Genomic DNA, 21,194 nt, shown 5'->3' with positions numbered 1-21,194 from the left:
CGATGCCTTCAGCTTGCGACGATGTCGAGTGTGCCTAAAGCAGGAAAAAGGGTGTTGTTGGTTCGCAATCCAACAGACCGTTCAGGGTTTCAACGTTGCTAGCGACTTTCATGCCGACACGCTGCGCACCTTGAATGGGCATGCAGCTTGGACATGCGCGCGGCACGTTGGTTCCGCGGGGGCGCGCCTCCCGGCGCACACCCCTTGATGCGGCCGTGTCAGCGCTCGGTGATGCCGAGCTTGTCGAGCAGGCCGTTGAGCTCGTCGAGCGAACTGAAGCGGATCGCCACTTCGCCCTGCTCACCGCGGCGCGTCTTGCGCTGCACGCGGATTTCAACATCGGCCGTCAGGATGTCGGCGAGCTGCTCTTCCAGCCGCACGATGTCGCGCGACTTTTCCTTCTCGACCCGCAGCAGCGGCGTCTGGCGGCCCGGGTTCAGGACCTGCGTGGCCAGCTTCTCGGCTTCGCGCACCGACAGCTTGCGCGCCACCACTTCATTGGCGGTGAGGATCTGCTGCGCAGCCGGCAGCGGCAGCAGCGCACGGGCGTGGCCCATGTCCACATCACCGGCCATCAGCATCTTCTGCACCGGCTCAGCCAGGTTCAGCAGGCGCAGCAGGTTGCTGGCCGCCGAGCGTGAGCGACCCACGCTTTGTGCGGCCTGCTCATGCGTCAGGCCGAACTCATCGATCAGGCGCTTCAGGCCTTGCGCCTCTTCCAGCGGATTCAGGTCTTCGCGCTGGATGTTCTCGATCAGCGCCATCACGGCGGCTGCTTCGTCGGCCACGTGCTTGACCAGCACCGGCACTTCATCGAGGCCCGCCAGTTGCGCCGCACGGAAGCGGCGCTCACCGGCGATGATCTCGTAGCGGCGCTCAGCCGGCTCGCCCACCGGGCGCACCAGGATGGGCTGCATGATGCCCTGGCTCTTGATGCTCTCGGCCAGCTCGTACAACGAGCCCTCGTCCATGCGCGTGCGAGGCTGGTACTTGCCCGCCTGCATCTGCGCGATCTTCAGCACGGCCGGTGCACCGTCGCGCATTTCAGCCGGCGCGGACGCGTCGGTGACTTTCGGGCCCAGCAGGGCTTCCAGCCCCATCCCGAGGCCTTTGGGTTTCTTCGTTGCCATGGGGGGATTGTCCGCTATCAGTCGTCGTCAGCCACGGGTTCCACGAGGCGCATCAGCAATTGACGTCCCTCGGGCCAGTCACCCAGCCCGGAGTCGCCATTGATGTGCCCCAGGGCGCCGATTTCCAGGCCGGGCACACCCCAGTCGTCGGCCATGCCGTTGGCGCGCGGCAGCGTGCAGTAAGGGTCGTCGGTGCTGAACAGCGCCACCGCCGGGAACGGCAGCGGCTGGCGCACGATGGGCCGCCAGTTGTGCAACTGCGGCGGCATGTCGGCGGCCTCGGTGTCGGGCGGCGCCACCAGCAGCGCGGCGAGTACACGGTGGGTGTGCTTCGAATGCGCCGCCCACGAGGCCACCAGCTGGCAACCCAGGCTGTGGGCAATCAGCACCGCCGGGCGCGGGTCGGCCAGCAGCACCTCGTCCAGGCGCGCCATCCAGTCGCCACGGCGTGGCCAGACCCAGTCGTCCTGCTGCACGCGCTCATCGCCATGCAGGGCCTCCCAGCGGCTTTGCCAATGGGTCGGGCCGGAGTCCATCCAGCCCGGAAGAAGCAGAAATCGCGGTGTGGTGGCGTTGTTCATGCGGGTGTCGCAGCCTTTGGCTTATGCTTTCGGGTTGACCCTGATTCTGGCGCAAGCGGCGCCCGGCACACCCGAACGAGGACGATGATGACTTACAAGGTTTTTGTGGACGGCCAGGAAGGCACCACCGGTCTGCGCATTCACGAGGTTCTGGCCGGCCGCAGCGACATCGAAGTGCTGCGCATCGACAGCGACAAGCGCAAGGACAGCGCCGAGCGCGCCCGTCTGCTGAACGCCGCCGACGTGGCCTTCCTGTGCCTGCCCGACGCCGCCTCGCGCGAAGCCGCGGCGATGATCGACAACCCGAACACCTGCCTGATCGACGCCAGCACTGCGCACCGCACCGTGCCGGGCTGGACCTTCGGCATGCCCGAGCTGTGCGCCGGCCAGCGCGAGGCCATCCGCGCCGCCAAGCGCATCGCCAACCCGGGCTGCCATGCCAGCGCCTTCATCCTGGCCCTGCGGCCGCTGGTGGACGCCGGCCTGGTGCCTGCGGGCCTGCCGGTGAGCGCCACGTCGCTGACGGGCTATTCGGGCGGCGGCAAATCGATGATTGCCGAGTTCGAAGCCGGCGGCAACGCCCGCCTGCAATCACCCCGCCCCTACTCGCTGGGCCTGGCGCACAAGCACCTGCCCGAGATGAAGGCCCACACCGGCCTGACCACCACGCCGGTGTTCATGCCCATCGTCGGCAACTTCTACAAGGGTCTGGCGGTGAGTGTGCCCTTGCATCTGTCGCAACTGAAGGCCGGCACCACCGCCGCCATGCTGCAGCAATGCCTGGCTGAGCGTTATGCCGATGAGGCCTTCGTGCACGTGCTGCCGCTGGGCGACGCGGCCAACCTCGACGGTGGCTTCTTCGACGTGCAGGCCTGCAACGACACCAACCGGGTCGACATCGGCGTGTTCGGCAATGACGAGCAGGTGGTGCTCATCGCCCGCCTGGACAACCTGGGCAAGGGCGCCAGCGGCGCCGCCGTGCAGGCCATGAACGTGCACCTGGGCGTGGCCGAAGGTCTCGGCCTGTGAGGCACCTGCCGCCTCAGGACGAGGCGGCAGCGGTTTCCGCGGTGACGCGCTCGACCATCTCGCGCGCGAATTCGATGAAGGCTTGAGCGCCCTTCGATGACGGGTCGAACACCACGCCGGGCAGGCCGTAGCTCGGCGCCTCGGCCAGCCGCACATTGCGCGGGATCACGGTGTTGAACACCTTCTCGCCAAAGTGCGCCTTGAGCTGGTCACTCACCTGCGTCTGCAAGGTGATGCGCGGATCGAACATCACGCGCAGCAGGCCGATCAGCTGCAGGTCCTTGTTCAGGTTGGCGTGCACCTGCTTGACGGTGTTGACCAGGTCGGTCAGGCCTTCGAGCGCAAAGTACTCGCACTGCATCGGCACGATCACGCCGTGCGCGCTGCACAGGCCGTTCAGCGTGAGCATGCTGAGCGACGGCGGGCAGTCGATCAGCACGAAGTCGTAGTCGGCGTCGGCGGCCCGCAGGGCGCGGCGCAGGCGCTCGTGGCGATGCTCCAGGGCCACCAGCTCGACCTCGGCACCCGCCAGCTCGCGGTTGGCGCCCAGCACGTCGTAGCCGGCCTTCTCGGCCCGGGCACGCGCCTCCGCCACGCTGGCGGTTTCCAGCAGCACGTCATAGACGGTGGTGGGCAAGGTGCGCTTGTCCACACCGCTGCCCATCGTGGCGTTGCCCTGCGGATCGAGATCGACCAGCAGGACACGCTGGCCGATGCGGGCAAGGCCGGCGGCGAGGTTGACGCAGGTGGTCGTCTTGCCGACGCCACCCTTCTGGTTGGCAATGCAGAAGATCCGGGACATAGGGGGCGGATTGTCGCCTGAGCCGGGCTCGCCTGCCGCGTCAGTCACGCAACAATCGCCAGCCAAAACCGATCAGGAACACGCCGGCCAGGCGCTCCAGCAGCTTGGCCACGCGCTGGTGCGCACGCACCTTGGCGGCCACGGCCTGGGCGAAGGCGCACAAGGTGAGGCAATAGGCCGCGGTGATCACCGCGATGGTGAGCGCCATGACCACGAACGTGGGGCCGCCGAGGTGGTGGGCGGGGTCGATGAACAGCGGAAAGAAGGCCATGTAGAACACGATGGCCTTGGGGTTCAGCAAGGTGATCAGGAACGCCTGGCGGGCATAGTGATGCGGCTCGATGCGCACCGGGCTGGCGTCCTCCCCCTCACGGGCGAACAAGAGCTTCAGGCCGATCCAGGCCAGGTACGCCGCGCCGGCCCAGCGCACGATGTTGAACACCGACGGGTAGGACGCCAGCAGCGCGGCCACACCCGCCACGGCCAGCCAGAGCAGCACCTGGTCGCCCAGGATGACCCCCAGCGTGGCAGCGGCGCCGGCCTTGAAGCCGCCCTTGGCGGTGGAGGTGAGCAAGGCAAAGGTGCCCGGCCCTGGCAGCGCCAGAAACAGCAGGATGGCGGCGCAGTAGGTGCCGTAGTCGGCAATGCCCATGAACGGGCCGAAGAAGCTGGGAAAGGTCATCGCTGCGGGCCTTTCGGGTGGCCCTGCCGCAGCTTGTGGACAAGTCTGTGGATGGCACCCGGAACAAGTGGTGGATGAGTTGGGGATTATGTGTGCATGACCCCCACCCGGCCAGTGGGCAACCGCGTGGACAAGCCGTGCGCGACCGATGGCCTGCACGGGCCTGTGGCGCCATCACCACCCACTCGACACCACCCGGCAGAGACCTCCCTGCGCCGCTCTCCACCAGCGCGCCGGCGCGTCAGCCGCTCAGGCCTGCTTCGACATCCAGACGATGCAGCGTTCGGCGTCCAGGCCCGGCACCTGCACTGATGCCACGCGGTCGATACGCACGTCTGCCGGCACCGCTGCGCGCTCTTCCTCGGTCGGCCGGGCCTTCATCGCCGCCCAGACGCCACCGGGGGCGAGGCGCTCCCGCGTCAGACTGATGAAGTCGACCAGCGACGCGAAGGCGCGCGAGGTGATGAGGTGGTGCGGCGCATCGGTCATGGCCTCGACGCGCTGGTGCACCGCCGTGAGGTTGCGCAGGCCCAGCTCGGCGCCCACCTGGCGGATGAAGCTGGCTTTCTTGCCGACGGTGTCCACGCAGGTCACCTGCCACTGTGGGCGGCAGATGGCGAGCACCACGCCGGGCAGCCCTGCCCCGCTGCCCACATCCAGCACCCGGAACGCCGGCGCATCGGCCGCACGGGCGTCAGCCACCTCCGACAACGGGCCCACCACGGCCAGGCAATCCAGCAGGTGCTGCGAGAGCATGTCGTCAGGGTTGCGGATGGCCGTCAGGTTGTAGACCTTGTTCCAGCGGCCGATCAGGTCCATGTAGGCCAGCAGCGGCTGCGCCAGCGCGTCATCGTCAGGCAGGCCCAGGGCACGGAGGCCGGCCACCAGGGCGTCGTATTGAGGATGGGTCATGGCTGGCGTGGAAGAGGTGGCCGCTGCCACCGGGGTCAAGGGTTCGGAGCAAGGCGGGCTCGTAACGACAGGCGCTGTCGTTCAGCCTGAACACCCTGCCCCGGATTTTGCAGGTGAAAACCGGGGCCGTCAGTTCAGGCTGGTGTACCGGCTTCAGATTTGTCGGCGTCGGGCGTGGTGGGCGCTGCAGGCGCGTCACCTTCAAAGCCCTTGAAGCGCTTCTTCTTCAAATGCACCAGCAGCAGCGACACCGCCGCCGGCGTGACACCCGACATGCGCGCCGCCTGCCCCAGCGTGGCCGGGCGGTGGCGGTTCAAGGTTTGACGCACCTCGAAGCTCAGCGCCGAGACCTGGCCGTAGTCGAGATCTTCCGGCAACGCGAGGTTTTCATACGCCAGTGCACGGCCCACCTCTTCCACCTGCTTGTCGATGTAGCCGGCGTACTTGATGGCGATCTCCACCTGCTCGATGACCGCATCGGCCAGCGTGGCGCCCAGCTCAGCCACGCGTGTTTCACGTGAAACACCGGCATTCGGATGGGCGATGGCAGCCACTTCCGCCAAGGTGTCGTAGGTCACGCCAGGGCGGCGCAGCAGGTCGGCGAAGTTGTATTCGCGCTCGATGGCCTTGCCAAGCAAACGCTCACCCGCCTCTGCCGGCAGCGTCGCCGGGCGGACCCAGGTCGACTTGAGCCGCTCTGTTTCACGTGAAACAGCGTCGCGCTTGCGGTTGAATGCATCCCAGCGGGCATCGTCCACCAGCCCGAGCTCACGGCCCAGCGCCGTCAGGCGGGCGTCGGCATTGTCTTCACGCAGCTGCAGCCGGAACTCGGCCCGGCTGGTGAACATGCGATAGGGCTCGGTCACACCCTTGGTGATGAGGTCATCCACCAGCACGCCGAGGTAAGCCTGGTCACGGCGCAGCACCAGCGGTGGCTTGCCCTGGGCCTGCAGGGCCGCATTGGCGCCCGCGTACAGGCCTTGAGCCGCCGCCTCTTCATAGCCGGTGGTGCCATTGATCTGGCCGGCGAAGAACAGGCCCTGGATCTGCCGGGTCTCGAACGTGTTCTTCAACTCGCGTGGATCGAAGTAGTCGTACTCGATGGCGTAGCCCGGGCGCAGGATGTAGGCATTCGCCAGGCCCGGCATCGTGCGCAGCGCGTTCAGCTGGATATCGAACGGCAGCGAGGTGCTGATGCCATTCGGGTAGAACTCGTTCGTCGTCAGGCCTTCGGGCTCCAGAAAGATCTGGTGCGAATCCTTGTCGGCGAAGCGGTTGATCTTGTCTTCGATGCTGGGGCAGTAGCGCGGCCCCACCCCTTCGATCACCCCGGTGAACATCGGGCTGCGATCAAAGCCGGAGCGGATGACGTCGTGGGTTTGCGTGTTCGTGTGGGTGATCCAGCAAGGCACCTGGCGCGGGTGCATCGCGGCGTTCCCCATGAAGCTGAACACCGGCACCGGGTCCAGGTCACCGGGCTGCTCTTCCAGCTGGCTGAAGTCGATCGAGCGGCCATCAATGCGCGGCGGCGTGCCGGTCTTCAGGCGGCCCTGCGGCAGCTTGAGCTCTTTCAGGCGCGCCGACAGGCTGATGGCCGGCGGGTCGCCAGCGCGGCCGCCGCTGTGGTTCTGCAGGCCGACGTGGATCTTGCCGTCGAGGAAGGTGCCGGCCGTCAGCACCACGGTGCGCGCCCGGAACCGGATGCCCACCTGCGTGACCGCCCCCACCACCCGGTCGCCCTCGACCATCAGGTCGTCCACCGCCTGCTGGAACAGCCACAGGTTTGGCTGATTTTCGAGGCGCTGGCGAATGGCGGCCTTGTAGAGAATGCGGTCGGCCTGCGCGCGCGTCGCCCGCACGGCCGGGCCCTTGCTGGAGTTCAGGATGCGGAACTGGATGCCCGCCTCGTCGGTGGCCAGACCCATCGCGCCACCCAGCGCGTCCACCTCTTTCACGAGGTGGCCCTTGCCGATACCGCCAATCGACGGATTGCAGCTCATCTGACCCAGGGTCTCGATGTTGTGCGTCAGCAGGAGCGTGGCACACCCCATGCGGGCCGCAGCCAGCGCAGCCTCGGTGCCGGCATGGCCGCCACCAACCACGATGACATCAAATTCTTGGGGATAAAGCATGGATCCAGTCCTGGAGGAAGGCGTGCACCGGCTCAAGGCGGCTAGCGCAAACCCTTGATTTTAAAGGACATGCCCGATAAGCGGGGGCCTCAAGCACAGAACTCGCCGCCGGTCTACGGGCTATTTCCACTTCTAGGGGCCGGCTGTTTAGGGGCTCCGCGGGGCCCGCGTAGGGATGTTTTGAGCATCCCCGGCCAAGCACAGTGCGCCACGGACATCGCCATTGATGTCCGGCAACCAACGAGGAGTTCAACATGACCACCAAGTTCACCAGCATCGCCCTGTTCGCCATCGCCACCGTGGCCGCCCCGGCCACCATGGCCGCCGAGTGCCTGCAAGACCAGTACGGCAACCAGTACACCCTGAGCTACGACACCGACAGCAAGTCCATCAGCGGCACCGCGCTGGTGGTACAGCGCAACAGCGAGACCTGGACGATCAGCGGCAACTACTCGGGCAAGAAGCCGCACAAGGGCTACCAGCAAGTCACCATGGCTGACTCCACCAACTCCAACAGCCTGTACATGCTGATGGGCGAGTACCCCAACTTCCAGTGGTTCTACAACGGCTCCAACGGTGGCCAAGCCGCCACCTGGGTTGCCTGCAGCAGCCCGGTGCAGCCGTCGCTCACCCCGAGCGCCAACGGCCGCAACGGCGTGAACTGATCACGGCGAAGGTGCCGCGCCGGTGGCGGCCGGCACCTGTTCCACGTGAAACAATGGGGCGATGGACTGTCGCCCTCACTGCGCCGCCTGCTGCATTGCCCCGTCGATCAGCAGCCCGATCCCTGGCATGCCCCAGGGCAAACCGGCCGGCGTTCGCTGCATTCAGCTGGATGCCAACGATGGCTGCCAGCTGTTTGGTGCCCCCCGGCGACCCGCCGTTTGCGGCTCCCTGCAGCCCGCACCCGACATGTGCGGCAACAGCCGTGATCAGGCCATCGCGTGGCTGACCCAGCTGGAAGACTGGACCTCAGCGTCCGGCTCTTCAGCTTCGCCAACCGGCGCCGCCTGACGACCATCACCCGCCGCCATCAGCGCAGCCGCCTGCTCCCGCCGGCTCCACCAGCGGTCGAAGAAGTAGTGCGCAACGGTGTTGCACAGCGGCTCGACAATGGTCAGGGCGCCTGCGATCGCGAAACTGCCCGTCAGCGCGTAACCCACACCAAAGGCGATGCCTACGTGCATCACGCCGAACGCTGCTGACTTGGCCATCTCACACCTCGCTTGAATCGAACCCCGCGTGTAAGCGGGCATGGACAGAATTGTCCCGGAGGGCCGGTCCGCACGGGATCATTTCGATGCATCGTGGCCATAGCCCTTTCCCGCACACCCGATGACCGAACTCCACCAGCTCTACCCCAGCATCGCCACCTTGCCAGCCCAGCTGCGCGACGAGGTGCTGACCCATCACGCCACACCCATGGACGTGCCTGCGCACACCAGCCTGTTCGAGGCCCACCAGCCCTGCCAGGGCTTTCCGCTGCTGCTCAGCGGTGAAGTGCGCGTGGCACGCGGTGCGCCCGGAGGGCGGCAGCTGGAGCTCTACCGCGTGGTGCCCGGGGAAATCTGCGTGGCCTCCACCGCCAGCCTGTTCGGCCATGCCCCGCTGGCAGCGCACGGCCACACCACCTGCGACACCCGCATGCTGGTGCTTTCCCCGACCGGCTTCGAGCGCTGGCTGGCCGATGCGACCTTCCGCCAGTTTGCGCTGGGTGTGTTCGCTGAGCGCTTGACCGACCTGATGGCGCTCGCCGAAGCCGTCGCCTTCCAGCGCCTCGATCAGCGGCTGGCTGCCGCCCTGCTTGGCCACGGCAGCACGCTGCACCACACCCACCAGGCCCTGGCGGATGAGCTGGGAACGGTGCGCGAAATCATCACCCGCCTGCTGCGAAGGTTCGAGCGCGCCGGCTGGCTGCGCCTGGGCCGCGAACAGATCGAGGTGCTGGAGCCCGCCGCCCTGCGGCGCGTGGCGGCCGGTGAATCGACTGAGTGACCCCGGTCACAGACAAGGCCCCGCGCCGGGCGCACAGTGTGCTCAAGCGTCATCCCGTGGCGCCCTCTCAACCGAACACCCAAACACCCAGGAGCCCAGCATGATTTCCAACGTTGGCGGCATCGACCGCATTGCCCGCATCACCCTCGGCCTCGTGCTGATCGTCCTCGCCGTCACCGGCACGATCGGCGCCTGGGGCTGGATCGGCCTCGTGCCACTGGCCACCGGCCTGACCCGCTTCTGCCCGCTCTACCCGATGCTGGGCTATTCCAGCTGCCCCATCACCAAGGACTGAGCGGCGCTCAGCTCAAGCCGCAGCGCCGGACACAGCGCCGGGCTCGGCACCCGCCTCCGCGCCCACACCCGGCACGCGCCGGAAGTCCTGCACCACCCGCCCTTCGCTGAGCACGATGACGCGGTCAGCGCTGGCCACGGTGTCGGGCCGGTGGGCGACGATGATCCGCGTCAGCTGCAGTTGCTGCACGGCGCGGTTCACCAGCCGTTCACGGTCCACATCCAGCGCACTGGTGGCCTCATCGAGCAGCAACACGCGCGGGCGCCGGTACAAGGCCCGCGCCAGCAGGATGCGCTGCTTCTGCCCGCCCGACAGCGCCGCTCCCATGTCGCCCACCAGGGTGTGAAAGCCCATCGGCATCGCCTCGATGTCGTCGAGCACCGACGCCATCCGGGCACAGGTGCGCACCCAGTCCATGTCGGTCTCGGGCGTGAAGAAGGCGATGTTGTCGGCGATGGAACCGGCGAACAGCGGCTCCTCCTGCAGCACGGCGCCCAGCGCCTCGCGCCAGGGCCGCAGGCCCCAATGCGCCAGCGGCCGGCCGTCCATGCACACCTCCCCCGCCGTGGGCACATGCACGCCCAGCAGCAGCTTGAGCAAGGTGGTCTTGCCGCAGCCCGACGGCCCGACGATCGCCACGCTGTCACCGGGCTCGATGCACAGGCTCACGCCGCGCAGCACCTCGGGCTCCAGATCGCTGTAGGCGAAGTGCACATCGCGCAGCTCCAGCCGACCTTCGCAATCAGCCGCTTTTGGCGGGCGCGCCAGCACGCTGCCATCGTGCTCGGGCGCGGTGAGCACGATGTCGGCCAGACGATCGGCCTGCACCTTCAGCAAACGCAGCTCACCCAGCTTGTCGATCAAGGCACTGGTGCGGGTGGCGAACTGCTCCTGGTACGCCAGGAAGGCGAAAAGCAAGCCGGTCGACAAACCGCCGTCGAGCACCGCCAGCGCACCCAGCCACACCACCGCCACCCGCTCCAGCCCGAACAGGCCGCGGTGCGCCAGTGCCAGGCGCAACTCCAGCCGGCGCAGCGTCAGGTCGGCGTTCATGGCGTCCACCACCAGGTTCATGAAGCGGGACTGGCGCTGCGCCTGGGCATTGAACAATTTGATGGCCGACACACCGCGCAGGCTCTCCAGGAAGTGCGTCGACTTCTTCGCGTCGTGCACCAGCGCTTCTTCGGTGGCCTCGCGCATCGGCCCCGCCAAGGCCCAACGCACCAGCGCGTACAGCAGCACGGCGGCCAGGGCCACGGCACTCAGCAGCGGGCTGATCAGCCACATCAGGCCGAGGCAGAACAGCACCATCACGCCGTCGATCAGCCCTTCGGCGAACTGGGTGGTGAGCTTGTCCTGAATCTCATGCACCGCCGCAAACCGCGACCACACATCGCCCGTCTGGCGCCGCTCGAACCAGGCCAGCGGCAATGTCAGCAGGTGAGAAAACACCTGGCCCAGCCACTGCAGCTTCAGGCTGGACGACAGATACATCAGCGCCCATGAGCGTGCGCCCGCGGCCAGCACCTGGAACAGCACCAGCCCACCAAAGCCAATACCGAGAGTGAGCATAAACTCACTTTGGCCGGTTACCAGTACGCCATCCACCACCTGCTGCAGCAGCAGGGGCGACAGCATCACGAAAAACTCCAGCGCCAGCGCCAGGAACAACACCTGCCCCAAGGCCCGCTTGAGGCCGTGCACCGGCCCCAGCAGCTGCCGCAGGCGCACCGGCTGGCGGTCGCGGCGGGGCTGGAAGGACGCTGTCGGGGTGAACTCCAGCACCACGCCGGTGAAGTGCGGCGAAGCCGCCGCCACCGACATGTGGCGCACACCGCGCGCCGGGTCGTGCAGCGTCAGCACACCGCGCCGCACCGCCACCAGCACCACGAAGTGGTTCAGGTTCCAGTGCAGCACGCAGGGCAGATGCAGCTTGTCCAGATCAGCCAGCTCGCAACGCAAGGCGCGCGGCGCCAAGCCCAGCGCAGAGCCCATCTCCGACACATCCGCCGCCGTGGCGCCCTTCAGCGACAACTGGAAGCGCTGACGCAGGGTCTGCAGATCGGTGTCCAGGCCGTGCGCGCCGGCCACCATCGCCAGGCAGGCCAGGCCGCACTCAGCGGCTTCTGACTGCAGCACCAGCGGCACCCGGCCACGCCGCTGCCCCAGCCGTTGCAGCCAACCGAGCGACGAGGCGGCGGCGTCACGCATGCTGTCGCCGTCCACGTCTGAGCCCTGCTCGTTCAACCCACTAACCACGGCGCGCCAAACCCAGCAGAGGCTCAAACAACCAGGCACCCAGGCGACGCGACTCCAGCACCACGTCGGCCTCCAGCTGCATGCCGGGCAGCAGGCGACGCGGAATGGGCTGCGGGCCTGCCGCCTGGCGCACCAAAAGGTCCGCGGGCTCCAGCGCCACCGTCACCCGGTACACCGGCTCCTGCGCCACAGGCCGCACCGCCAGCGGCACCGTGGCCAGCTCAGCGGCCTGCACCGGCGCCTGTGCCACGCTGAGCACCCGCCCCGGCTGCAAGCCGAACTGCTGGTACGGATAGGCCTGCAGACGCATCTGCACTGCCTGCGACACCTGCAGGAAGCCCAGCGCGCTGCTCGGTGCGTAGAGGTGCGCCTGCAACACGGCGCCCTGCGGCACCACGCTGGCCAGCGCCACCTCGGTGCCCACCGCCTGGCCGGGCAGCACATGCACGGCGGTCACCGTGCCGTCCACCGGCGCGCGCAGCACGATCTGGGTCTGTGCACTGGCCGCGTCGGCACGGGCCGCCGCTTCGGCGATCTCGGCCTGCTCACGGGCCAGCTCGCCCTGCTTCTGGGCGGTCTCCAGCGGCGCCTCCCGACGCTCCGCTTCCAGCGCGCCCAGCTCACGCATCAGCGTCTGCCGCTGGCGGGCCACGGCCGCGGCTTCTGCCCTCAGCGCCAGCACCTCCTCGGCCTTGGCCTGCACCTGGGCAGACGAAATGAATTGCTCGCTGTTCAGTGCTTCCAGCCGGGCCTGGGCCTTTTCAGCCAGCGCCAGGCGCTGCTGCTGCAGTGCCGCCTGCGCGTCCGTCTGCTGCAGCTCGCGCTTGAGCGCCTCCACGCGCTCCCCCAGCCCACGCAGGCGCTCGGCACTCAAGGCGGCTGCATGGCGGGCCGCCAGCGCCAAGCTGTCACTGCGGTGGTCGAAGGTTTGCTGCAAGCCGGCCTGGGCCTGCTGGCTCAACTGCGCGGCCGCCAGCTGCACGGTGAACAGCACATCACCGGCCCGCACCACCTGCCCTTCCTGCACGGCGGCAGCCAGCACGGTGCCCGGCTGCGGCGACACCACGCGCATCAGGCCGCGGTCCGGCACCAGCACGCCGCTCAGGCGCGACTTGCGACTGGCTTCACCCAAAAAAAGCAGGGTGCTGACCGCGACCAGCGCAGCGAGCACCCCGAACATCAACCCGCGCAGGCCCAAGGGCTGCATCACATGGATGCTGCCAAGCCAGGCCTGTTGCCGGTTGTGGAGGGATTCAGGTCGAAACAGCGGCACGCGCTTGTCGACAACAGCTCGGACGACTTACCAGCCGCGGCCCGGCGAGCTCACGTCACCGGCACCCGACACACTGCGGAGTTCCTCGACGCTCAGCTCGCGGTGCACCTTGCCGGCAGGCACGGCAGCAGGCTGCGACGAAGCGACAAAAACACGGCGGATCAGGGCAATCAGGGACTGGGTCATGGTGGTTCTCCGAAACGTTGAAGCGCTGTTCCAGCGCATGGCGTCATTGAACCAAGCCACTCCCGATCACGACACTGTCAACTCTTACAGGGTCAGTGGATCAACCCCAGCCGCAGGGCCTTCAGCACCGCCTGGTGCTTGTTGATGGCGTCCAGCTTGTGCATGGCATTCTGGATGTGCAGCACCGCCGTGCGCTCGCTGATGCCGAGGATGCTGCCAACCTCCCAGGCCGTCTTGCCTTCCATGGTCCAGCGCAGCGCTTCCAGCTCGCGGGGCGTCAATTTCGGGCGCTCCATCTGCATGTCCACCGGCACAAACAAGCGCAGCGCGGCGTCCTGCGCATGCACAGCAAACAACTGCAGGTCGGCCACCATGCGCGTCAGGTCCGTCGCATTGCCGGGCAGGCTTTCAGAGCGGTCCACCCCCATCATGAAATGCCGCCCTTCCGGGAAGTGCATGGCCAGGGCAATGCCGGTGCGGTAGCCGTGCTCGGCCAGGTTTTCCCAGAGGTCCGCCACACCGCGGTTCACATAGGTGGTCTGGTCCCAGATGATGGGCACGGTGCCGCGCTTGCAGTGCTGCATCACCGGGTCACGCCGGTAGGTGGTGGCCGACGCCGCAGCATCCACCATCGCCTGTGGCATGTTGTCGACATTGATGAACTCCGAGTGCGACAAGGAGTGGTCCACCACCGTCATGGCAGAGACATAGTCGAAGCCCAGCTCCTGGGCGAACCGCACGATGCGGTCACGGAACTGCTCCTGGGTCTGCGCTTCCATGACCGACAGATAACTGCCGCTCAGCATGCACACACCCCCTGTCTCAACACCCGCACCCCCGCAGGCGCCAAACGAGGCGCCCTGACAGGTCTTACAGCTAGCAGACGCAAGTTGCACTCTCCAGACTTCAGGTCATGCAGACGACAAAGAACTCCATCTTGCAGCACGTCCAGGACATGACCATGCCACCTCCCTGGTCCTTGTATTCGTGGCCTGCCGTATTCTGTCAGGCAAACGCCCGCGAACAATTGCGGTTTGTGCATCTGGGTACGCGCATCACCACCTTCGGCGATCGCTCGCACCCCTCCACCGGGCAGACGATCTGGGGCGAATGCAGCGGCCACACCGATGCCGGCCTGGCCTGGGATTGGGTGCAGATTGACCAAGGGGTGCTGGCCATGGCCGACCCCATGTGCGTGGTCACCAATCTGCGGCTGGTGAGCGACCAGGGCGAGGTGCTGACACCGCGGGAATCCGCGCTGCACTTCAGCCGGCTGGTGCGGGCACTGCCTTGGCAGGATGCCGTCTGGCAAGCCTTGAAACGGGCCTGAACGCGCACGGCGTCAGGCCACCACTCAGCAACACGGGGCCGCCCTCCCGGGCGCCCCGCGCCACCATCAACGCACGGCCGTTGTCTGGAACTGCCGGGCGATGTAGACCACGCAAACCGCAGCCAGCACCGCGCAGGCCGCGGCCGGCACCAGCATGTCGGTGGTGCTGATGAACTCGCCCTTCAGCACGCGCGACATCAGCGTCGATTGCGCCAGCGCTGGCACCCACAAATGCCACGGCTTTTCGCCGTCCTGGTTGAACAGCGTGAGCATCGGCAACAGCGACACCACGAGCACCACCACCGTGCTGCTGGCCTGGGCTTCCTTGAAGGTCTTGCAGCGGATGGCGATGGCCATCAGCACCGCGGCCAGGGCCCCGGCCAGCGGCAGCAGCAGGCCCAGGAAGGCCAGCGCCTCCGGCCAGTCGTAGCGGAACAGCGCCGCCAGCTGCTCGCTCTTGAACAGCATCTGGCTGGGCAGGAAGCTCAGCGACGACAGGATTGCCACCAGCATGCCCACCGCCGCCACCGCGCCCCACTTGCCCACCACCAGCGACAGGCGTGTGGCCGGGTTCATCAACAGCGGCTCCAGCGAGCCTCGCTCGCGCTCACCGGCCGTCGTGTCGAGCGCCGCATTCAGCGCGCCGTACAGCACCGCCATCAGCACGAAGAAGGGCAGCATGCCGGTCAGACGGGCAGCGCGGGCCGCCGGGTTGGCCAGGTCACGCCGCTCCACCTGCATCGGCTGCAGCAGCATCGGCGCCACGCCGCGCACCATCAGGCGCAAGCCGGCCTGCTCGCGGGCATAACCCTGCACCAGGTCCTCCAGCCGACCCGCCGCACCATCGGCGCGCTGGTTGGCACTCGAGGTGACGATCTCCAGCAGCGGCCGCTCGCCGGCCACCAGGTCCGCCTCGAAGTTCTTGGCCACCACCAGAACCGGATCGCCCAGCTGGCTGCGCTCCAGCGCCCGCTCGTAGTCCGTCGGCGCGGGCAGCACCTTCCAGGTCTGGCGCTCCAGGTAGTTGCGCAGGCCCGGTGCGTGGTCGATGCCCGCCACGAACACCTCGCGCGCCTCGGCCCGCTTCTCCATGCCTTCGACCAGCGTCGACAGCGCGAACAGCATCAGCGGGCCCATCATCACCGAGCTCATCAGCACGGCCATCAGGGTGCGCCGGTCACGCAGGGCGTCCTTGAGTTCCTTCAGGAACACTTGCCATCCGATGTTCATGCCTGCTCCTTCAGGGCCGACGCAGCGTGCGTGCCCATGCGGTTGTCCGTGCTGTTGGCCACACCATGGCTCGAAGCCGCCCCAGCCCCGAAAGCCAGGCTGACAAAGGCCTCTTCAAAATCGGTCTGCCCGGTCTGCGCCAGCAGGCCCGGCACCGTGCCGCTCGCCACCGTGCGGCCATGGGCCACCACCACGACGTGGTCACACAGGCGTTCCACCTCCTGCATGATGTGGCTCGAGAAGACGATGCACTTGCCGGTCTCGTCGCGCAGCCGGCGCAGGGTGTCGCGCAGGGCGCGGGTGGCCAGCACGTCCAGCCCGTTGGTGGGCTCATCAAGCACGATGTTCGGCGGGTTGTGCACCAGCGCCCGTGCCAGCGCGGTCTTCATGCGTTCGCCCTGGCTGAAGCCGTCGGTGCGGCGGTCCAGCAGGCCCTGCATGTCGAGCAGACCGGCCAGCTCAATGCAACGCCGGTTCGCGTCAGCCCCGCTCATGCCGTGCAGGCGGCCGTAATAGACCACGTTCTCACGCGCGGTCAGCCGGGGGTAGAGGCCTCGGGCATCAGACAGCACGCCCATGCGGGCCAGCGCCGCGCGCGGCTGGCTGGCCACATCGATGCCGTCGACCACCACGGTGCCGCCATCGGGCTCGATCAGGCCGGCCACCATGCGCAGCGTGGTGGTCTTGCCGGCGCCGTTCGGCCCCAGCAGGCCGGTGATGCGGCCATCCTCGGCACGCCAGTTCACACCGTCCACGGCCAGCACCGTCTGTTTGCGGCGCCCGCTGCCTTGAACAAAGCTCTTGCGCAGATCCTGAACATCAATCACTTGGCGCCCTCCCCGGCGGTCACGGCCGTTGCTGCCCCCACCGGCACGAAGGCCGGCGGGCGAGGCAGATTGGCGGCACAGGCCGCATCGGTCTTCACGTCAGCCAGCGCCTTGGCGGGGTTCGGCTGGTCGACAAATCGGTACACCACATCGCGCACGCAGCCCAGGCCCATCACGCCGTGGCCCACGTTGGGCACCACCACCTGCGCGGCCTGCGGGCCGAGCAAACCGGCCACGCGCTGGGCATGGCGCGGGGGCGTCACGGGGTCGAGGCTGCCGCTCAGCAGCAGCACCGGATGGCGCGCTGCAGGCACGCTGTAAAACGCCGGCGGCACCGCGCCCTGCGGCCAGTGCGAGCACACACGCCGGTACATGTTTTCATTGCCCTGGCCCACGTCACCGCCGGGCACATCCGTGGCCGTGGCCAGGCGCGGCATGTCTTCGGCACACACCACCGAGAAGTGCATGCCGGTGGACAAGCCCATGCCCCGCCCACCGCCGATGCTGCCCAGCCCCAGGCCCAGCAGCGGCATGAAGCGGCCGTTGGCTGCCTCGCTGATGGCCAGCGGCAGTGCGGCCGCCAGCATCGGCGCATACAGCGGCGTGCGGATCAAGGTGATGACCGCGTCGCGCGTCAGCGTGACCCGCTCCGGCTGGCCGGTGATCGGATGCTCCAGTGTCACCTCGCGCGGCAGGCTGGCCAGCAGCTTGCGCCATTGGCCGGCCAGGTCCGGGTAGCGTCGCTGGCAGTCGGGCGATTGCGCGCAACTCGCCAGCAGCGCATCGAACGCGGCTTGCACGTCAGTGGACATCGAGCGCATCAGCACCATGTCGGGCGGGGCCACACCGTCGATCACCGCGCGGCGCACGCTGTCAGGGAACTGGCGCTGGTACTCCAGCACCGCCCGCGTGCCGTACGAGCCGCCGATCGCGTTGATCGGCCCCAGGCCCAGCGCCAGCCGCACCGCTTCCACGTCCTGCATCGCGATGGTGGTGGTGAAGTAGCGCAGGTCGCCGTAAGGCAGCGCCTTCAGCCGCGTCAGGCAGGCCAGGGTGCGGCGGTCTTCGGCGTTGGGGTCGAGCATGTCCTGCAGGCGGCTGCTGCGGGTGGATTCGGCGTCCTCGCAGCGCAGCGGGGCACTCTGGCCCGTGCCGCGCTGGTCGATCAACACCAGATCGCGGCGGTTCAGGAAACGACCCAGCTGCTGGCTGATCGGGCCGGCCAGCTCGATGGCGCTTTGCCCCGGGCCGCCGGCAAACATCAGCACCGGATCGGGCAGCTTGTTGCGCGCCAGGGCGGGCAGCACGGCCACATGCACATCAATCTGCGCGCCCGCCGGCTCAGCCGGGTTCAACGGGCGCTTGAGCACGCCGCAGCGGGCTTCATGCGCCACGCCCTTGAGGCGACAGGCCGAGAGTTCAAGCCGGGGCGGGCTGGCACCCACGGTATCTGCTGCGGCCCGTGAGGACGATGGCGAGAGATTGGCCAGCAGCACGATGACCAGGCTCAGACCCCAGCTGGCGGACCAGGCTGTGGGGCGGGTGTTGGAACGGAATGAGGTTCTCATGCCGGCCATTGTGGTGGCGCCGGGCACCGGCGGCACACCCCATGGGCGAACGGCAGGCCGCACCGCATGAACGGCAGAAAACAGGCATGACTGGCGGAGGCGGCCCCGATACCCACCCCACCGCCTGCAACGCGCTTGCCGCTCAGCCCAGCAAGCGCTTCAGCTCACCGCTGTCGATCAGGCGCTGCAGGTCTTGCGCACCGCCGACCATCTGGCCGCGCACGAAGATGATCGGGAAGGTCGGCCAGCCGCACCACATCTTCACCGCGTTGCGACGGCGCCAGCCACTGACGTAGCTCCCGTGGTTGATGTCGTGGTGCGCGATGCCGAGCCGGTCAAGCGCCGCCCGGGCCTTCTTCGGCCATGGGTTGCCGGCCATGCCCAGCACCACCACCGGGTGGGCCGCAACGGCCGCTTCCACCTCGGCGATGGCGTCGGCATGGTGGCCGGCCACCACGCTGCGGATGGCGGGGTGGATACGTTGTTCATCCAGCACGGCGCGTGGCATGGGCAGTCCTTCAAAAGGCATTCAAAAACAGCGGAAGCAGGGTTCAACACCGGCGCATGCAAGCCGGCCCAAAGGCTGGCAGCATGGCAGCCCGAGCATTCCAACACATGGAGACCCGCATGAAGTTGTATTACAGCCCCGGCGCCTGTTCCCTCTCGCCGCACATCGCGCTGCGCGAAGCCGGCCTGGCGTTTGATCTGCACATCACCAACCTGAAGACCAAGAAGCTGGCTGACGGCAGCGACTTCCTGGCCATCAACCCGCGCGGCCAGGTGCCCCTGCTGGAACTCGACAGCGGCGAGCGCCTGACCGAAGGCCCGGCCATCGTCCAGTACATCGCCGATCAGGCGCCCGCCACCGGCCTGGCCCCGGCCGCCGGCACCCTGGCGCGCTACCACCTGATGGAGTGGCTGAACTTCATCACCAGCGAGCTGCACAAGGGCTTCTCGCCACTGTTCACCCCCGGCACCGCCGAGGACACGCAGGTGAAGGCCCGCGCCGCGCTGATGAAGCAGCTGAGCTGGGTGGACGGCCAGCTGGCCGGCAAGACCTGGCTGACCGGTGACACCTTCACCGTCGCCGACGGCTACCTGTTCACCGTGGCGGGCTGGGGCAAGTACGTGGGCGTGGACATCAGCAGCCTGGCGAACCTGGGCGCCTACATGGGCCGCGTCGCTGCGCGGCCCGCCGTGCAGGCGGCCCTCAAAGCCGAAGGCCTGCTGAAGTAACTCAGGCCTTGATCAAGCCGTCGCAGGTGGCCTTCTGGCCATCGGCGACGGGCAGCTTGCCGCAGACCGGGGCGAGCTGGGCCTTCAGGCGGTCAACCACCGCCTGGTGCTGGCCACCCTTGTTCCACTGGCCCAGCTGGGTGCCGACCTTCTGCAAGGACCGCGCGCTGCGCTCATAGAAGGCGCCCTGCTGGTTGCCGGCTTCGGTGAACAGCTGCGCGGCCACCTTCTCGATGGTGGCGGCATCCTTCGGCGACAGCTCGATCAGCGCCGTGAAGTAGCTTGAGCCCCACTGCAGGCGCGTGGCCGGGCCTTCGCTCTTGGCAAAGGCTTGTGCATACCAGGCCAGCGCGTCGTCCTTGCGGCCCTGCTTCTTGGCGTTGCCGCCCAGCTGGCTCATCAGGTAGTACGGCGAGTGGCTCTTGGCCAGATTCGCCTTGAGCAGCGCGTCGCTCTCCTTCCACAAGCCGGCCTGGCCGAGTGCGTACGCCGCCGAGGTGATGACGGCCTGGCGCTCATAGCCGTCGGTGATCTCGCGGTCCAGCGTCGCGGCCATGTCGCGCACCTGCTTGACCAAGGCATCGGGCAGCTGCGGCTTCAGCGTGTCTTTCGGCTGATCGAGGCGCGCCACCCCCACCCGTGCGATCAGCGCAGACAGGCGGTCACTGCGCGACAGCGTGGTGTCGGCCTGCAGGCGCTGCAGCGCGGTATCCACGGCCGCGGCGGTGGACTTGCGATCGGGGCCGGCCTGCGGCGCCAGCGCGCTGACGAGGTCGGGCGCGTAGTTGACGATGACGTCCATCTGCGTGCGGCTGGCTGCGGCGTCGGCCACCACCTTGAGCACGCGCTCACGCTGGGCCGCCGACACGGCCGCGGGCTTGCCAGCGTCGGTTTCAGCCAGCGACTTCAGCAGCAGGCGGGTGCTGGTTTCAACCTCGGCGGCAGGTGCTGCGGCAGCCAGCTGGGCCAGCAGGCCCGGGCGCTCGGCGGCCGGCACCAGCTGCGCTTCGTCGGTGTCCCAGGAGTAGAACGCCAGCAGGCGCCACTCGTTCGCCGGCAGCGGCTTGCCGGCACGGGCATCGGCCAGCACGGCCTTGATCGGCCGGCCACCAGACAAGCCCATCTGCAGCACGTTCATCACCTGCGGCGCGTCCACCTCGCCCGGCAGACGGGTGATTTCCTGGCCTTCGGGGTTGAACAGGATCACCGTCGGGTAGCCGCGCACCTTGAAGCGGCTGCCCAGCTTCTGGGCACCGGGGGCATCACCGTCGATGTGCACCGCCACGAAGCTCTTTGAGCGTTCAGCGAAATCCTGGCGGTTGAACAGCGTGGCCTTGAGCTGGTTGCACGGCGGGCACCAGGCCGCGCCCCAGTACACCAGCACGGGCTTCTTCTCGGCCTTGCCCTGGGCGAAGGCCTTGTCGATGTCGGCATCGGCTGCGGCCGGCTGCCAGGCCACATTGTGCGACGGCGGGTTGTAGGCGGCCAGGGAGACGGCCGGGCCGGACAAGGCCAGCACGGCGCAGAGGGCCGTGGCGCGCAGCACGGAGACAGGCAAAGACAAGACAGCAGACCGGCTCATGGGTTTTCAACTCCAGATGCAGACCGGGGCGCAGACGCGGCAGCTTGTGGCAGCAACGTCTGAGGCGCACCGGGGAAGGATGGGGGTGGACAACAACTCGCGAGCAGATTTTGCGCCAACCCGCGCCTTGTCCGATAGACGATCT

At 67.8% G+C, this 21,194-nt stretch carries 23 protein-coding genes; 7 read left to right on the top strand and 16 right to left on the bottom strand.

Annotation, left to right across the window (positions count from 1 at the left end):
* Positions 1-218: 218 nt before the first annotated feature.
* Positions 219-1,130, bottom strand: a complete 912-nt coding sequence (locus tag AACH00_RS10545) for a ParB/RepB/Spo0J family partition protein (protein WP_341399085.1) — start codon at positions 1,128-1,130, stop codon at positions 219-221.
* 17 nt (positions 1,131-1,147) lie between these two features.
* On the bottom strand, positions 1,148-1,711 hold the full coding sequence (locus tag AACH00_RS10540) for an RBBP9/YdeN family alpha/beta hydrolase (RefSeq protein ID WP_341399084.1): 564 nt from the start codon (positions 1,709-1,711) through the stop codon (positions 1,148-1,150).
* A gap of 87 nt (positions 1,712-1,798) precedes the next feature.
* Here AACH00_RS10540 and argC point away from each other — a divergent pair, with 87 nt between their 5' ends.
* Positions 1,799-2,740, top strand: a complete 942-nt coding sequence (gene argC, locus AACH00_RS10535) for an N-acetyl-gamma-glutamyl-phosphate reductase (protein ID WP_341399083.1) — start codon at positions 1,799-1,801, stop codon at positions 2,738-2,740.
* 13 nt (positions 2,741-2,753) lie between these two features.
* Here argC and AACH00_RS10530 read toward each other — a convergent pair whose 3' ends face one another.
* From AACH00_RS10530 to mnmG, 4 genes are all read right to left on the bottom strand, one after another.
* Positions 2,754-3,542: a ParA family protein gene (locus tag AACH00_RS10530; RefSeq protein WP_341399082.1), complete on the bottom strand. Its 789-nt coding sequence runs from the start codon at positions 3,540-3,542 to the stop codon at positions 2,754-2,756.
* 40 nt (positions 3,543-3,582) lie between these two features.
* Positions 3,583-4,224, bottom strand: a complete 642-nt coding sequence (locus AACH00_RS10525; RefSeq protein ID WP_341399081.1) for a LysE family transporter — start codon at positions 4,222-4,224, stop codon at positions 3,583-3,585.
* Positions 4,225-4,473: 249 nt separating this feature from the next.
* Entirely contained in the window at positions 4,474-5,136 is a 663-nt protein-coding gene (rsmG, locus tag AACH00_RS10520; protein ID WP_341399080.1) for a 16S rRNA (guanine(527)-N(7))-methyltransferase RsmG, read from the bottom strand.
* A gap of 134 nt (positions 5,137-5,270) precedes the next feature.
* Positions 5,271-7,268 carry a tRNA uridine-5-carboxymethylaminomethyl(34) synthesis enzyme MnmG gene (gene mnmG / locus AACH00_RS10515; RefSeq protein WP_341399079.1) on the bottom strand — a complete coding sequence of 666 codons (1,998 nt, stop codon included), beginning with the start codon at positions 7,266-7,268 and terminating at the stop codon, positions 5,271-5,273.
* Between the two features lie 254 nt (positions 7,269-7,522).
* On the opposite strand from mnmG, the gene AACH00_RS10510 reads away from it, so the two are divergent.
* Positions 7,523-7,933, top strand: coding sequence for a hypothetical protein (locus tag AACH00_RS10510; protein ID WP_341399078.1), 411 nt, complete (start codon positions 7,523-7,525; stop codon positions 7,931-7,933).
* A 61-nt stretch (positions 7,934-7,994) separates the two neighbouring features.
* A complete protein-coding gene (locus AACH00_RS10505; protein WP_341399077.1) occupies positions 7,995-8,282 on the top strand; it encodes a YkgJ family cysteine cluster protein in 288 nt (95 codons plus the stop codon).
* Here AACH00_RS10505 and AACH00_RS10500 read toward each other — a convergent pair.
* Positions 8,201-8,482: a DUF2061 domain-containing protein gene (locus AACH00_RS10500; protein ID WP_341399076.1), complete on the bottom strand. Its 282-nt coding sequence runs from the start codon at positions 8,480-8,482 to the stop codon at positions 8,201-8,203. The genes AACH00_RS10505 and AACH00_RS10500 overlap by 82 nt on opposite strands.
* Positions 8,483-8,603: 121 nt before the next feature.
* Here AACH00_RS10500 and AACH00_RS10495 point away from each other — a divergent pair, with 121 nt between their 5' ends.
* Positions 8,604-9,263 (top strand): Crp/Fnr family transcriptional regulator, encoded by a 660-nt coding sequence (locus AACH00_RS10495; protein ID WP_341399075.1) that lies wholly within the window; start codon positions 8,604-8,606, stop codon positions 9,261-9,263.
* Between the two features lie 100 nt (positions 9,264-9,363).
* Entirely contained in the window at positions 9,364-9,558 is a 195-nt protein-coding gene (locus tag AACH00_RS10490) for a YgaP family membrane protein (RefSeq protein ID WP_341399074.1), read from the top strand.
* Positions 9,559-9,570: 12 nt separating this feature from the next.
* Here AACH00_RS10490 and AACH00_RS10485 read toward each other — a convergent pair whose 3' ends face one another.
* The 4 genes from AACH00_RS10485 to AACH00_RS10470 all read right to left on the bottom strand — a co-directional run bounded on the left by AACH00_RS10485 (position 9,571) and on the right by AACH00_RS10470 (position 14,082).
* Positions 9,571-11,769, bottom strand: a complete 2,199-nt coding sequence (locus AACH00_RS10485) for a peptidase domain-containing ABC transporter (protein WP_341399073.1) — start codon at positions 11,767-11,769, stop codon at positions 9,571-9,573.
* Positions 11,770-11,809: 40 nt separating this feature from the next.
* Positions 11,810-13,024 (bottom strand): HlyD family secretion protein, encoded by a 1,215-nt coding sequence (locus AACH00_RS10480; protein WP_341399072.1) that lies wholly within the window; start codon positions 13,022-13,024, stop codon positions 11,810-11,812.
* Positions 13,025-13,117: 93 nt separating this feature from the next.
* Positions 13,118-13,276, bottom strand: coding sequence for a hypothetical protein (locus AACH00_RS10475; RefSeq protein ID WP_341399071.1), 159 nt, complete (start codon positions 13,274-13,276; stop codon positions 13,118-13,120).
* Between the two features lie 92 nt (positions 13,277-13,368).
* Positions 13,369-14,082: a helix-turn-helix transcriptional regulator gene (locus AACH00_RS10470; protein ID WP_341399070.1), complete on the bottom strand. Its 714-nt coding sequence runs from the start codon at positions 14,080-14,082 to the stop codon at positions 13,369-13,371.
* Positions 14,083-14,312: 230 nt separating this feature from the next.
* Here AACH00_RS10470 and AACH00_RS10465 point away from each other — a divergent pair, with 230 nt between their 5' ends.
* On the top strand, positions 14,313-14,606 hold the full coding sequence (locus AACH00_RS10465; protein WP_341399069.1) for a hypothetical protein: 294 nt from the start codon (positions 14,313-14,315) through the stop codon (positions 14,604-14,606).
* A 66-nt stretch (positions 14,607-14,672) separates the two neighbouring features.
* Here AACH00_RS10465 and AACH00_RS10460 read toward each other — a convergent pair whose 3' ends face one another.
* From AACH00_RS10460 to AACH00_RS10445, 4 genes are all read right to left on the bottom strand, one after another.
* On the bottom strand, positions 14,673-15,836 hold the full coding sequence (locus AACH00_RS10460; RefSeq protein WP_341399068.1) for an ABC transporter permease: 1,164 nt from the start codon (positions 15,834-15,836) through the stop codon (positions 14,673-14,675).
* Positions 15,833-16,663, bottom strand: a complete 831-nt coding sequence (locus tag AACH00_RS10455) for an ABC transporter ATP-binding protein (protein ID WP_341399067.1) — start codon at positions 16,661-16,663, stop codon at positions 15,833-15,835. Before AACH00_RS10455 ends, AACH00_RS10460 begins: the two co-directional genes overlap by 4 nt.
* Positions 16,660-18,231 (bottom strand): alpha/beta fold hydrolase, encoded by a 1,572-nt coding sequence (locus AACH00_RS10450; protein ID WP_341399066.1) that lies wholly within the window; start codon positions 18,229-18,231, stop codon positions 16,660-16,662. Before AACH00_RS10450 ends, AACH00_RS10455 begins: the two co-directional genes overlap by 4 nt.
* 142 nt (positions 18,232-18,373) lie before the next feature.
* Positions 18,374-18,739 (bottom strand): glutaredoxin, encoded by a 366-nt coding sequence (locus tag AACH00_RS10445; protein WP_341399065.1) that lies wholly within the window; start codon positions 18,737-18,739, stop codon positions 18,374-18,376.
* A 119-nt stretch (positions 18,740-18,858) separates the two neighbouring features.
* Here AACH00_RS10445 and gstA point away from each other — a divergent pair, with 119 nt between their 5' ends.
* Positions 18,859-19,467 (top strand): glutathione transferase GstA, encoded by a 609-nt coding sequence (gene gstA / locus AACH00_RS10440; protein ID WP_341399064.1) that lies wholly within the window; start codon positions 18,859-18,861, stop codon positions 19,465-19,467.
* 1 nt (position 19,468) lies between these two features.
* On the opposite strand, the gene AACH00_RS10435 is transcribed toward gstA, so the two are convergent.
* Positions 19,469-21,049, bottom strand: coding sequence for a thioredoxin family protein (locus tag AACH00_RS10435; protein ID WP_341399063.1), 1,581 nt, complete (start codon positions 21,047-21,049; stop codon positions 19,469-19,471).
* Between the last annotated feature and the right edge of the window lie 145 nt (positions 21,050-21,194).

Source organism: Ideonella margarita (assembly GCF_038066635.1).
GTDB lineage: Bacteria > Pseudomonadota > Gammaproteobacteria > Burkholderiales > Burkholderiaceae_C > Ideonella > Ideonella margarita.
This window is presented reverse-complemented; position numbering and strand designations above follow the sequence as displayed.